Origin of the sequence: Pseudoalteromonas distincta, assembly GCF_000814675.1 — a bacterium.
In the GTDB taxonomy this organism is placed as follows: Bacteria; Pseudomonadota; Gammaproteobacteria; order Enterobacterales; family Alteromonadaceae; genus Pseudoalteromonas; species Pseudoalteromonas distincta.
This window is the reverse complement of the sequence record NZ_JWIG01000030.1, coordinates 128,591-140,744: the sequence shown is the minus strand read 5'-3', so window position 1 is coordinate 140,744 and position 12,154 is coordinate 128,591. Positions and strand designations below refer to the sequence as shown.

The following is a 12,154-nucleotide window of genomic DNA, read 5'->3' as shown; positions in this document are numbered from 1 at the left end:
TAGAATTCCCTTGCACTTAAATGTGCCACCGAGTTTACTATAGAGCGCTTAAGTTCCCAACAGCTTGAGATAAATAACATAAATCACACTGCTGAGCAGTGTTTACGCTTTGGAAGTTATTATGAAGTACACGCCAGCGCTGCAACCAGCCATATTATTAAAGCGCTACAAACGCTTTTTAGCTGATTTACAATTAAGTGATGGCAGCGAATTTACCGCCCACTGTGCAAATACAGGTAAAATGACGGGATGCGCTGAGCCAGGCTTCACTGCTTTTTATTCAACGAGCAATAACGCAAAACGAAAATACCCGCATTCATTAGAGCTTACGCAAAATAACTTATCGCAGCTTATTTGTGTAAATACAGCGGTGGCTAATAAAGTAGTAGAAGAAGCAATAAACAATAATGTGATAAGCGAGCTACTCGACTACAGTCAATTGCAAAGCGAAGTTAAGTACGGCAGCGAAAACAGTCGTATCGACTTTTTACTCACAGACGAAAATAAGCCCGATTGCTATGTAGAAGTTAAATCAGTCACATTATTAAGCGAAGATGCACCACAAAGCGGGCAAGGCTACTTTCCTGATGCGCAAACACTGCGTGGACAAAAGCATATTCGCGAACTAATAGAAATGATCGAACAAGGCCACCGAGCAGTATTACTGTTCGCTGTTTTGCATGAAGGAATAAATACCGTAAGTGCAGCTGCGCATATTGATAAAAAATACGCCACGTTATTAAACCAAGCAATAATAGCCGGTGTTGAAGTATTAGCATATAAAGCCAAAATTTCAGCTAATGGAGTCTTACTTCATAAAAAAATAGCATTTATAGAATAGTGTAATAAACCAACGGATTGAACTAAGCGTAATTTACAAAGCACTCTAATTATAGAAAGTGGTAAAAAGTGAATTATAAAAATTAACTTGTTTTTGAAGCTTTTGCCCATATAACAAGGCAAGTTTTAGAAAGCGAATATGTGAATTAATTAAAAGTGTAAATAAACTATTAATACACTTTTTACTCAGTAAGCATGGTTGAAGCTAATTCGATTAATTAAAAATAAATTTGCCTAGGGTATAAGATTCTGTTATTTATACCGCCGGCTAATGCTGAGGCATTAAATTAAGGATTTAGGAGAGAGTTATGCCAGACCAAAAGAAACATGGTTTATTGGCTCAAGCCGGTTTAGAACCATACCAAGAAAAACCAGGCGAAGAGTACATGAATGATGCACAACGTGCTCATTTTAGAGCAATTTTAGAGACTTGGCGTAACGATTTACGTAACGAAGTTGATCGTACTAAATCGCACATGCAAGACGAAGCTGCTAACTTTCCTGACCCAGTTGACCGCGCTGCACAAGAAGAAGAATTCTCTTTAGAACTTCGTACTCGTGACCGCGAACGTAAATTAATCAAAAAAATTGAAAAAACAATTAATTTGATTAAAGAAGATGATTTTGGCTTTTGTGAGTCTTGTGGCATCGAAATTGGCATACGTCGCTTAGAAGCACGTCCTACTGCCGATTTATGCGTAGACTGTAAAACACTTGCAGAAATCAAAGAAAAGCAATCTGGACGCGGCTAATTAAAACTTATTAGTTAGTTATGTCTCCTACAGCCGTTACTGCGCCTATGCGTAAATATCGCGGTCGTTTTGCACCGTCTCCTTCTGGGCCATTACATTTTGGCTCACTTGTAGCGGCTGTGGGTAGTTATCTAGATGCAAAAGCTAATCAAGGAAAATGGTTAGTTCGTATAGAAGACATTGACACTACGCGCGTGGTTAAAAACGCCGACTCCGATATTCTAAATACCTTACAAGCCTACGCCCTTTACTGGGATGAACCTGTTGTATACCAAACGCAGCGCCTGTCTTTATATCAAGATATTACCCACTCACTTTTAAAGCAAAACCTTGTTTATGGTTGCACCTGTACCCGAAAGCAAATAAAAGCCATTGGCGGTATTTATCAGGGGCATTGCAAAGCACTTAATCATCATACTCAATCCGGCGCGCTTCGTTTAGTTCAGCAACATCCAACGACCCAATTTAGTGATTTAATTCAAGGTGATATATCGGTAAATAGTGCATTATCCCACGAAGATTACTTAATTAAACGCAGTGACGGTTTATTTGCATATCAACTTGTTGTGGTCGTCGATGATATCGATCAAAGGATTAATCGAATCGTAAGAGGCGCAGATTTAATTGAACCAACAGCTCGGCAAATTAGTTTGTTTAAACAACTCGACAGCCCCGTACCTGAATTTGCTCATTTACCTTTAGCGGTTGCCAAGCCCGGTTTTAAACTATCTAAACAAAATTATGCCCCCGCCATTTGTAAGCAAAATCCAAAGCCTGCTTTACTTAGCGCTTTTGAATTTTTAGGGCTACCTGTTATAGCTGATTTAAGCGACTTAAATATAGAACAATTAATCGATTGGGGAATTAAAAACTTTAGCTTAAAACAGGTCCCCCAAGTATCCGAAATACAAATTTCTCAACATCCACATAGCCAGAAAGTCCAATTTACACATTTAAGTAAATAAAATAGCTAAAAACGGCTTAATTTCAACACATCAACTTAATTTTTAAACCCTGCTGGTATATGATAGCCGCCTAAATATATGCTAATTACGTCAAACAGCTTGTACTGGGTTATAACCGCCCTATTTGCTGTAACTTTTGATTGCGATGCAGAGTCAATCACACCTTCTAGGAGACAGACTATTATTTCCAAGCTTTTTCAATTTTGCCGACAAATAATCGGCCCGAATACCAGTGCCGAAAGCGCTTCTGTAAGCAGTGAACCTATTGTTGTCACTCGTGGTGAGCATGGTATTTCTCGCAAACAATTTAGCCCAAATGCAATCAAAGTATTATACCGCTTAAAAGACGGTGGCTACGATGCCTACCTTGTTGGTGGTTGTATTCGCGATATATTGTTAGGCCAACAGCCAAAAGATTTTGACGTAGTTACTAATGCAACTCCAGATCAGGTAAAAAAACTATTTAGAAACTGTCGCCTGATAGGTCGTCGCTTTCGTCTAGCACACATTGTATTTGGCCGTGAAATTATCGAAGTGGCAACAATGCGTGGCCACCACGAAGCACAAGAAGACAAAAATCAAATAAGCCAATCAAGCAATGAAGGTCAATTACTTCGTGACAACGTATTTGGCAGTATTGAAGAAGACGCAGAGCGCCGCGACTTTTCAATCAACGCACTTTATTACTCAATTAAAGATTTTAGTATTCACGATTACGCCAACGGCTTAGCGGCAATTAAAGCTAAACAAATCGAGCTTATTGGCGATCCTGAAACGCGTTACCGCGAAGACCCTGTTCGTATGTTACGTGCAGTACGTTTTGCCACTAAGCTTGATATGAGCATTGCGCCTAAAAGTGAAAAGCCAATTAGCGAGCTTGCAAGCTTGCTTGATAACATTCCGCCAGCTCGTTTATTTGAAGAAATTCTTAAACTGTTTTTAAACGGCAAGGCCGAAGCTAACTTTTTAATGCTGCGTAAATACGGCTTATTCCGCTCACTTTTTCCTGAACTTGATAAAATTTTAGATAAAAACCCAAGTGGCTTAGAGCACACGCTTATTCAGCAAATGTTTCAAAATACCGACAAGCGTATTAATGCCGATAAAAAAGTAACACCGGCGTTTATTTTTGCAGCCCTACTTTGGTTCCCACTGCTTGAGCGCACTAAAAAAATTCAAAGCCAAGAGCAATTATCTGAATACGATGCTTTCGCACAAGCAATGAATAAAGTACTAAGCGATAATTCACAGCATATAGCTGTTCCTAAGCGCTTTACTTTAGGTGCTCGCGATATTTGGCATATCCAGCACCGCTTGGATAAACGTGCTGGCCAACGTGCATACAGGCTAACGCAACAGCCTCGCTTTAAAGCCGCTTACGACTTTTTATTATTACGCGTAAATGCAGGCGAAACTCAGCATACAGAGCTTGCTCAGTGGTGGACACAATACTTAAGTAAAGATATAAACGGCCAAAAAGAGATGGTTAAAAGCTTAGGCCATCAAGGTGGTCCTAAGCCGCGAAAGCGCCGTCGTCCTACTAAAAAGCCAACTGAGTAATAACATGCATTGTGTTTATTTGGGTTTAGGTGCCAACCTAAACTCACCAAAAGAGCAGCTTGATAACGCGATAATTGCGCTTAAAAAGCTGCCTAATTGTGAATTTGTAAACGTATCGCATTACTATGCAAGTAAGCCTATGGGCCCACAAGATCAACCAGACTATATCAATGCCGTAGCCTGTATTAAAACGACCCTTGATCCAGAGCAATTACTTGATTTAACACAAAGCATTGAGCTTGAGCATGGTCGAGTAAGAAAAGCTGAGCGTTGGGGTCCACGCACACTTGATATCGATACCCTATTATTTGATGATCAAATCATAAATACGGCGCGCTTAACCGTGCCTCATTATGGTTTGAGTGATCGCGAGTTTGTGGTTTACCCACTATTAGAGCTTGCACCTGAACTTATTTTACCTAGCGGCATTGCATTAAAAACCATTGCAAATAACTTACCGCTCAACGACTTACAACAATTACCTCTGTAATTAACCTAGGCTTTTGCCTGCGAGGATATTATGTCTAAAATAACCGTTTCTACTTTAAATAAAATGAAAGCAGAAAATAACAAAATTACTGCATTAACAGCCTACGACGCTAGTTTTGCAAAGTTATTTCATGATAACGGCGTTGAAGTTATTTTAGTGGGCGACTCATTGGGCATGGTACTACAAGGCGGCGATGACACCCTTGGCGTAACAAATCAAGATATTGCATATCATACCCGCTGTGTACGCGCTGGTAGCCGCGAATTATTTGTAATTGCTGACTTACCTTTTATGACCTACTCAAGCGTTAGTGATACCTGTAAAAATGCAGCTGAGCTTATGCGCGCTGGCGCAAACATGATTAAACTTGAAGGCGGAGAGTGGCTTTACGAGAGCATTAAAGCACTCACTCAACAAGGTATCCCAGTTTGCGGGCATTTAGGCCTTACACCACAGTCAGTTCATGTATTTGGTGGCTTTAAAATACAAGGTCGCGAAGAAGATAAAGCACAAAAAATGATTGATGACGCGAAAGCACTTGAAGCCGCTGGCGCGCAATTATTAGTACTTGAGTGTATTCCAAGTGCCCTGGCAAAACGTATTACAGACGCTCTAAGTATCCCAACTATTGGTATTGGTGCAGGCAGCTTAACTGACGGCCAAATACTGGTAATGCATGACCTGGTTGGTATTTCGGCAGGTTACATTCCTAAATTTTCTAAAAACTTTTTGCTCGAAACAGGCAATATGCCTGCAGCCGTTCAAAAGTATTGTACAGATGTTAAAAGTGGCGCATTTCCAAGCGCTGAACATGAGTTTAAATAATGCAATCAATAACTGAAATCAGATCGTTACGTAGTCAAATTAAAGCATGGCGCCAAGCAGGTCTTAGCGTGGCGCTTGTGCCAACAATGGGCAACTTGCACCGTGGGCATTTTTCGCTAGTAGAAAAAGCAAAAAACTTGGCCGACAAAGTCGTTGTAAGTATTTTTGTAAACCCTATGCAATTTGGTGCTAACGAAGATTTAGATAACTATCCTCGTACGCTAAACGAAGACAAACAAGGCCTTGCTGAACTAGGCACTGATATTGTATTTACCCCAAGTGTAGAAACAATCTACCCTAACGGACTAGGTGCACAAAGCTTTGTAGATGTGCCTGACATTTCATTAGGCTATTGCGGCGGCTCACGTCCAGGTCACTTTAGAGGCGTTGCAACAATCGTGACTAAGTTATTTAACTTAGTGCAACCAGATTACGCCTGCTTTGGTGAAAAAGATTTTCAGCAACTGCAAGTAATCAAAACTATGGCACGCGACTTATCAATTCCGGTTGAAGTTATTGGTGTACCTACAATGCGAGAAGTTTCTGGCCTTGCTATGAGCTCACGTAATGGTTACTTATCAGATGATCAAAAAGCGACTGCAACCGTATTATTTAAGGCCCTTAATACGTGCGCTGAGCAACTTAAAAGTGGCGAGAAAGACTTCGTAAAACTTGAAAGCTTAGCTAAACAAAGTTTAGAGAAAGCAGGCCTAAAACCAGACTATTTTGAGATTGCTCAACGAGATACATTAAAAACTGCTACAATCGAAGATACTCAATTTGTTATTTTAGCCGCAGCCTATTTTGGTGGTGTTAGATTGATCGACAATATCCAAGTCGAAATTTAATATTATTGCGACTCCATTTTAAGGATAAGAAGCATGCACACTTTAATAAAAACAAGCGTAGTCGCCCTTACTTTTGCACTATTAGCAGGTTGTCAAAACCAAGTTGAAAACCCTGAAATGAATCAGTGTGCTCAACAAAACTACCAGTGTGAAAGTAGTTGTGAACAGCAAACAACTGCTGAGGGCTTAAAGCAACAAGTATGCTCTGGAAAATGTGTTGAGAGCTATAATCAATGTAAAGCACAAGCCGAAAAATTAGGTAATATTTAATTCCTTAAAGTTTTTAGTTTTAGGCACAAAAAAACCGCTCAATGAGCGGTTTTTTTATTGCCTATGGTTTATCATACCAATTTTATTAAAAACATGACCATTCTAGCGTATTAAATAACTCACTAACTACGTTAAAAATTATTTATATAGAACAACTATGTATCATAATTTTAGCCTTGTTATTGCGCTATTTTCTTATCGCTATAATAACTCACTAATTTAATGCAATTGGTATTAGTTCAAACCAAGCTTTTTAAGTTCTGTTTTTACTAGCTTTGCAGAAAGTGGTACATAACCATCTTTTTCTACAATTTGCTGACCATCTTTTGAAAGTACCATTTTTAAGAATTGCGCTTCCATTGGAGACAACGGCTTGTTTGGGTGCTTATTCACGTAAAGGTATAAAAAGCGAGATAATGGATATTTTCCTTGTGCAACGTTATCAAGTGTTGCATCAACAAAGTTATCGCCTTTTTTAGCTAGCGGTACTGTACGTACGCCTGATGTTTTATAACCTATACCTGAGTAACCAATTGCATTTAATGAAGATGAAATTGACTGTACTACTGATGCAGAACCCGGTTGCTCATTTACGTTATTACGGAAATCACCTTTACAAAGTGCTTTCTTTTTAAAGTAACCATACGTACCTGATACTGAGTTGCGTCCGTAAAGTTGCACATCTTTAGCTGCCCAATCACCTGTTAGACCAACATCGCTCCAACGGTTAACTTGCTCTGGTGCGCCACATTTACGAGTAGATGAAAAGATAGCATCTACTTGGTCAATACGAAGACCTTCAATTGGGTTATCTTTATGTACAAATACAGCAAGTGCATCAATAGCTACGCGAACTTCTGTTGGCTTGTAACCGTAACGTTTTTCGAACGCTTCGATTTCTTTAGATTTCATTTTACGGCTCATTGGACCTAGGTTAGCTGTACCTTCGGTAAGTGCCGGTGGAGCAGTAGAAGAACCTGCTGCTTGAATCTGAATATTTACATTTGGGTAAATACGTTTGTACTCTTCAGCCCAAAACGTCATCATGTTGGCTAAAGTGTCAGAACCTACTGATGAAAAGTTGCCTGAAACACCACTAATTTTTTGATACTCAGGAATATTTTGGTCTAGAGCAACTGCTTGTGCAGATACGAAAGTTGTAACAGCCACACCCATTGCGGCAACTAAGTTTTTAAATTTCATGTAGAGTTCTCCGGTTTGTTCGTTCCATTTTCTAACTGCTGCCCACTCTAAAGTGAGTACATGACAGTTACATTACTCTTAAATGACACTTTTATGACTTGACCTATTAGCTTAATTATTTAGTCAGCGAAACTATCTTATCTATTGAAAACTCAAAAGAAAAACACGATCCTTTGTTAACTTCACTACGAATATTTAATTTACTATCATGGCGAGTTAACACATGTTTTGTTATAGCGAGCCCTAAGCCTGAGCCACCTGTTGTTCTACTGCGAGCTTTATCAACACGATAAAAACGCTCAGTTAATCGGTTAATATGCTCAGGCGCAATACCATCACCATTATCGGTAACACTAAAACACGCTTTATTGTTTTTGCGCTGCCAGCATACTTCTACTTTACCGCCTGGTTTTGTGTAATGAATCGCGTTGAATACTAAATTAGAAAACGCACTACGCAGTTCATCCTCAGAGCCTTTAATATCAAGGGTTTTATCAATATCAAAAATAAGTTCGTGGCCTTTGTCTTGATTAATTGAGTTTGCTTCAGTGTGAATATAACCAAGTAATTGCGGTACATTTATAGCTTTATCATTGTCTTGGCGACGAGCACCTTCAATACGCGAAAGCGATAGTAATTGGCTGACTAAGCTATCCATGCGCTTGCATTGTTCAAGCATAGTATTTTGCGCTTTGTTCCACATTGCTGGCGGCGGCATCATGTCGCCATCCATCATCTCAAGATACCCTGTAACCACTGTAAGCGGTGTACGTAGTTCATGCGACACATTGGCTACAAAGTCTTTACGCATCTGTTCTAGCTGTTTTAAGCGCGTTACATCACGTACCACAACCATAAGTTGCGTACTTGCATATGGCATTACCCTAAACTCAAGCACCTGCTCAATACTGTGACCGTTATCCAGCTCAAGCGCATCGTCAAATTCGCCTTTGTGCATGTATTTAGCAAACTTAGGTTCGCGAATTAAATTATCAAGGCGCTGACCATGATCGGTAGGCCACTGCAAACCAAGCACTTTAAGGGCTAATTGATTACACCACACAATACTTAAATCGTTTTGTAATACCACAACCGCATCAGGTACCGCTTCAGCCCCATCGCGAAAGCGACGAATTAAATCTGCAAGCTCATTACGTTTTTTACGATTACGATGCTGGAGATGATAAATACCCTCGAACACTTGCTCCCATGCCCCCTCACCCTCTGGCGGATTAAAGCTGCGTTGATTAAGTAGCCAATCGCTCAAACGATAAAGTTGATGGTAGTGCCAAATAAGGAGAGAAAAAGATCCTAAAAATAAAAGCAAAAATGGCGCGCCAACCAGCACACCAATTAATAGTAAGGGTAAAAAATAGATAAACAGGCGTTTAACTAACGCCTGTTTATTAACAACTCGATACATACACTCACTTTACCTTAGAGTAGTAATACATGCGTATTTTACACATTAGCTAAGCTTTAAGCTGATCACAGCTTACTTGAAAAACGATACCCAGCGCCACGTACTGTTTGCACCAAACGGTCATGTCCAAGTGGGCCAATTGCTTTACGCAGGCGACGAATGTGCACATCAACCGTGCGATCTTCTACGTAAACGTTAGTTCCCCACACATGATCAAGCAGTTGTTCACGGCTATAAACACGCTCTGGGTGAGTCATAAAAAAGTGCAGTAATCTAAATTCGGTTGGCCCCATATCGAGCTCGTTACCTTCTGAGGTAACACGATGCGAAATAGGGTCTAAACGCAGGCCATGTACTTCAATAGCTTCTTCTAATGAGGTTGGCGATACACGGCGAATAACCGCTTTAATACGTGCCATAAGCTCTTTAGGAGAAAACGGCTTAGTGACGTAATCATCTGCACCTACTTCAAGGCCGCGTACTTTGTCTTCTTCTTCGCCGCGAGCTGTAAGCATAATAATTGGGATTTGGCGGGTGTGTTCGTTTTGCTTAAACTTTTTAGCAATTTGAATACCGCTTCCACCTGGTAACATCCAATCAAGTAAAACCATATCTGGGTAAGGTTCAACCATAGCTGCAATAGCAGAGTCGTAATCTTCTGCTTCAATTGCTTGAAATCCATTTTGCTCTAAAACAAAAACCAACATCTCCCTGATAGGAGCTTCGTCATCTACGACTAGTACTTTACGTGACATTCCAATTTATCTCTTACGCTATCGAATTAGTTTTCATTATTATGACTAAGTATGACATTTTTATGAAAGTGTAACGTGTAAATTAAAATGGTGGTAAAAAAAACACAAATTAGTGACAAAAAACCTCATTAACGTCATATTTTTAAAACCTTTTTAATATTTAACGTAATAAAAAGAGATTTACGATAAATTTATGTAATAGCTAACTTTTTGAAATTATCTTTTTTGTATCGCTATTTAAACTACTAAACAATATTAAACTAGCTGGGATCATTGTTTTACTAACCAAGACATTTTTACAGATCGATCGTTTAAAAGTAGCTTTAAAGCCATTTTAAAATCAACAAACCCGCCTGTGTAACAAACAATACGTTCAAAAATAGATCTAAATTTTACTAAGCCCCAAATAAAGGATCAGATTTTTACCAAGCCGATCACCCCTCAGATCAGAGTTGTACCTAGTCAAAGCCATAAGTTGTTGATTGTTTATACAAATAAATAACGATCAAATTATCTCAGAGCCCAAAATAGCATTAAAGTGTATTTGGCTTAGTAAAGTAATGATCCGAAAAAGCTGTGTTAGTAAATGCGTGATCCCAAAATTCCGCGTTGGTAATGCAGTGATCTGATCAAAAAACCGTAATCTGTAATATAAAAAGGGCTGACATTAAAAAAGCCAGCAACAAAGTTACTGGCTTAGGGCCTGTTGACCTTTCAGGATTAAAATTTGTTCAATCTAGGGGCGATTTAATCGCGGCGTGAGGTTTGTAACCTAGCGGGCTAAGTAAAAACCGAGCAAAGCTTCCGCGTCCTGCTCACGCCCCTTACCTACATCCATGTAGGCAACAAAGAGTAAATTGCCCCTAGGCAGAACCCTTCGGGCAGCGCATGTTTGGCATTTATTCCACGTTATCGCCTATTTAAGGGGAATAACCACACTGCATAGGCTCTGCCTTGCCTAAATACCAAACATACTGCTGCAAATTCAACCTCGAAAGATAAACAGGCCCTAATAATGATCAATTATAAATTGATCTATTATCTAATTTTAGGGTCTAGTTCGCCGCTTAAGTATTTAAGGTGCATTTCATCAAGTGAAATTGGCTTAATTTTACTAGCCTGGCCAGAAGTACCAAACGAGTTATAGCGTGCAACGCAAATCTCTGTCATTGCTTTAGTCGCTTCAGCTAGGTATTTACGTGGATCGAAGTTAGATGGGTTAAGCGCCATATGACGGCGAATTGCACCGGTAGATGCTAAACGTAAATCGGTATCAATATTTACCTTACGAACACCAAATTTAATGCCTTCAACAATCTGCTCAACTGGCACACCGTAAGTTTCTGGAATTTCGCCACCGTACTGATTAATAATTTCTAACCACTCTTGTGGAACCGAAGATGAGCCATGCATCACTAAGTGCGTGTTAGGAATACGGGCATGAATCGCTTTAATGCGATCAATCGCTAAAATGTCATCTGTTGGTGGGCGAGTAAATTTATAAGCACCGTGTGAAGTACCACAAGCAATTGCAAGTGCATCAACGTGTGTTTTATTTACAAAATCAGCCGCTTCTTCAGGGTCTGTTAGCATTTGATCCGTTGTTAATAACCCTTCTGCGCCAACGCCATCTTCTTCGCCAGCTTCACCTGTTTCAAGTGAACCAAGTACACCTAGCTCGCCTTCAACCGATACGCCACAGGCATGCGCCATAGCAACAGTTTCGCGCGTTACTTCTACATTGTATTCGTAGCTTGAAGGAGTTTTGCCGTCGCTCATTAACGAGCCATCCATCATTACTGATGAAAAACCAAGCTGAATTGAACGCTGACATACACCTGGCGATGTGCCGTGATCTTGGTGCATTACAACTGGGATATGTGGCCATTCTTCAACGGCTGCTAAAATCATATGACGAATAAATGGAGCACCAGCGTAAGCACGAGCGCCAGCTGATCCTTGAACAATTACTGGGCTGTTTGTTTTGTCAGCCGCTTCCATTATTGCGCGCATTTGCTCTTGGTTATTAACGTTAAAAGCAGGTACGCCGTAACCATGCTCTGCTGCATGATCTAAAAGTTGTCGCATACTGATTAAAGCCATTGGGTATTCTCCAATTTATCGACAGTAGTTCCCTACCATCTAGTTTGAACGGATGTGTTAGTTTGGCGTTACTACAACGCCACGAAAAACCACTGCTTTGCAGTAATATTCCGTCTAAAT

The 12,154-nt window shown here is 39.9% G+C and carries 12 protein-coding genes; 8 read left to right on the top strand and 4 right to left on the bottom strand.

Annotated elements, in window-relative coordinates; translation table 11 throughout:
- Positions 1 to 121 precede the first annotated feature (121 nt).
- The 8 genes from sfsA to QT16_RS19815 all read left to right on the top strand — a co-directional run bounded on the left by sfsA (position 122) and on the right by QT16_RS19815 (position 6,550).
- Positions 122 to 841 (top strand): DNA/RNA nuclease SfsA, encoded by a 720-nt coding sequence (gene sfsA / locus QT16_RS19850; protein WP_039490412.1) that lies wholly within the window; start codon positions 122 to 124, stop codon positions 839 to 841.
- Between the two features lie 307 nt (positions 842 to 1,148).
- Positions 1,149 to 1,592 (top strand): RNA polymerase-binding protein DksA, encoded by a 444-nt coding sequence (dksA, locus tag QT16_RS19845; RefSeq protein ID WP_002962671.1) that lies wholly within the window; start codon positions 1,149 to 1,151, stop codon positions 1,590 to 1,592.
- Between the two features lie 20 nt (positions 1,593 to 1,612).
- Positions 1,613 to 2,557 (top strand): tRNA glutamyl-Q(34) synthetase GluQRS, encoded by a 945-nt coding sequence (gluQRS, locus tag QT16_RS19840; RefSeq protein ID WP_039490405.1) that lies wholly within the window; start codon positions 1,613 to 1,615, stop codon positions 2,555 to 2,557.
- A gap of 78 nt (positions 2,558 to 2,635) precedes the next feature.
- Positions 2,636 to 4,117, top strand: a complete 1,482-nt coding sequence (gene pcnB, locus QT16_RS19835; RefSeq protein ID WP_238719458.1) for a polynucleotide adenylyltransferase PcnB — start codon at positions 2,636 to 2,638, stop codon at positions 4,115 to 4,117.
- Positions 4,118 to 4,121: 4 nt separating this feature from the next.
- The gene (gene folK, locus QT16_RS19830) at positions 4,122 to 4,607 is read left to right on the top strand and encodes a 2-amino-4-hydroxy-6-hydroxymethyldihydropteridine diphosphokinase (protein WP_002962677.1); all 486 of its coding nucleotides are present in this window, start codon (positions 4,122 to 4,124) and stop codon (positions 4,605 to 4,607) included.
- 30 nt (positions 4,608 to 4,637) lie between these two features.
- On the top strand, positions 4,638 to 5,432 hold the full coding sequence (gene panB, locus QT16_RS19825) for a 3-methyl-2-oxobutanoate hydroxymethyltransferase (protein ID WP_002962679.1): 795 nt from the start codon (positions 4,638 to 4,640) through the stop codon (positions 5,430 to 5,432).
- Positions 5,432 to 6,280: a pantoate--beta-alanine ligase gene (panC, locus tag QT16_RS19820; protein ID WP_024597167.1), complete on the top strand. Its 849-nt coding sequence runs from the start codon at positions 5,432 to 5,434 to the stop codon at positions 6,278 to 6,280. Before panB ends, panC begins: the two co-directional genes overlap by 1 nt.
- A gap of 33 nt (positions 6,281 to 6,313) precedes the next feature.
- Positions 6,314 to 6,550: a hypothetical protein gene (locus QT16_RS19815; protein WP_024597166.1), complete on the top strand. Its 237-nt coding sequence runs from the start codon at positions 6,314 to 6,316 to the stop codon at positions 6,548 to 6,550.
- A 234-nt stretch (positions 6,551 to 6,784) separates the two neighbouring features.
- Here QT16_RS19815 and QT16_RS19810 read toward each other — a convergent pair whose 3' ends face one another.
- From QT16_RS19810 to fba, 4 genes are all read right to left on the bottom strand, one after another.
- Positions 6,785 to 7,753 carry a PstS family phosphate ABC transporter substrate-binding protein gene (locus tag QT16_RS19810; RefSeq protein WP_039490403.1) on the bottom strand — a complete coding sequence of 323 codons (969 nt, stop codon included), beginning with the start codon at positions 7,751 to 7,753 and terminating at the stop codon, positions 6,785 to 6,787.
- A gap of 115 nt (positions 7,754 to 7,868) precedes the next feature.
- The gene (gene phoR / locus QT16_RS19805) at positions 7,869 to 9,176 is read right to left on the bottom strand and encodes a phosphate regulon sensor histidine kinase PhoR (RefSeq protein ID WP_002962688.1); all 1,308 of its coding nucleotides are present in this window, start codon (positions 9,174 to 9,176) and stop codon (positions 7,869 to 7,871) included.
- Between the two features lie 65 nt (positions 9,177 to 9,241).
- The gene (gene phoB, locus QT16_RS19800; RefSeq protein ID WP_006791869.1) at positions 9,242 to 9,931 is read right to left on the bottom strand and encodes a phosphate regulon transcriptional regulator PhoB; all 690 of its coding nucleotides are present in this window, start codon (positions 9,929 to 9,931) and stop codon (positions 9,242 to 9,244) included.
- 1,038 nt (positions 9,932 to 10,969) lie between these two features.
- Positions 10,970 to 12,034, bottom strand: a complete 1,065-nt coding sequence (gene fba / locus QT16_RS19795) for a class II fructose-bisphosphate aldolase (protein WP_002961523.1) — start codon at positions 12,032 to 12,034, stop codon at positions 10,970 to 10,972.
- Positions 12,035 to 12,154: the final 120 nt, after the last annotated feature.